At 62.7% G+C, this 684-nt stretch carries 1 protein-coding gene; it reads right to left on the bottom strand.

Features of this window, described 5'->3' with window-relative positions:
* Positions 1-587 (bottom strand): PAS domain-containing protein (locus HX873_RS31060; protein WP_177123799.1); only part of this gene is annotated, 587 nt, incomplete at its 3' end.
* Between the last annotated feature and the right edge of the window lie 97 nt (positions 588-684).

Genomic DNA, 684 nt, shown 5'->3' with positions numbered 1-684 from the left:
GCCAGCAGCTCCTTGCCGGTCCCGGTTTCCCCCAGCAGCAACACTGGCGACTCCGCGCTCGCACTGCGCCGCGCCCGACGTTTGACTTCCAGGCTGGCCGCGCTGGTGCCGATAAAGTGCGCGAAGTTGTATTTACTCTGCCGCGACCTCAGCAGCGACCGAGTGGAAGCCAGTTCCTGCTGCATGCTCAGGTAGCGCTCGATCAGCGGCGACAGGTTGCGCAGCTCATCAAACAACGCAAACCCGATGGCGCCGATCACCTTGCCGGCGTCGTCATGGATCGGCAGGCGCATCACCACCAGCGGGCCTTTGGGCGTGTCCTGGATATCCAGCAATATCGGCTGGTCGTTACGCACCACCTGGCGCAACAGGCTGTTGGAAATCACCTGCTCGCAGGGTTGCCCGATGGCTTCGTCGGCGCTTTTCAGGCCGAAGCGCTTGGCGTAGCGCTCGTTCATCCAGACGATGTTCGCGTCACCGTCGACAATCACCGTGCCTTCGCTGGACTGCTCGATGATCTCGAACAGCGACTGGATCGCCAGGCCGCGAACGTATTGGTAATCCTTGAGGCTGCCAGTGGTGCTCATGGGTGCGCCGCCGCGAGGAGTTCCCGGGTGTAAGGGTGTTGAGGCGCGGCAAACACTTCATCGCTGGGCCCGCGTTCCACCACCTTGCCGTCCTTGA

Origin of the sequence: Pseudomonas sp. P7758, from assembly GCF_013386485.1 — a bacterium.
Taxonomy (GTDB): Bacteria; Pseudomonadota; Gammaproteobacteria; order Pseudomonadales; family Pseudomonadaceae; genus Aquipseudomonas.
This window is presented reverse-complemented; position numbering and strand designations above follow the sequence as displayed.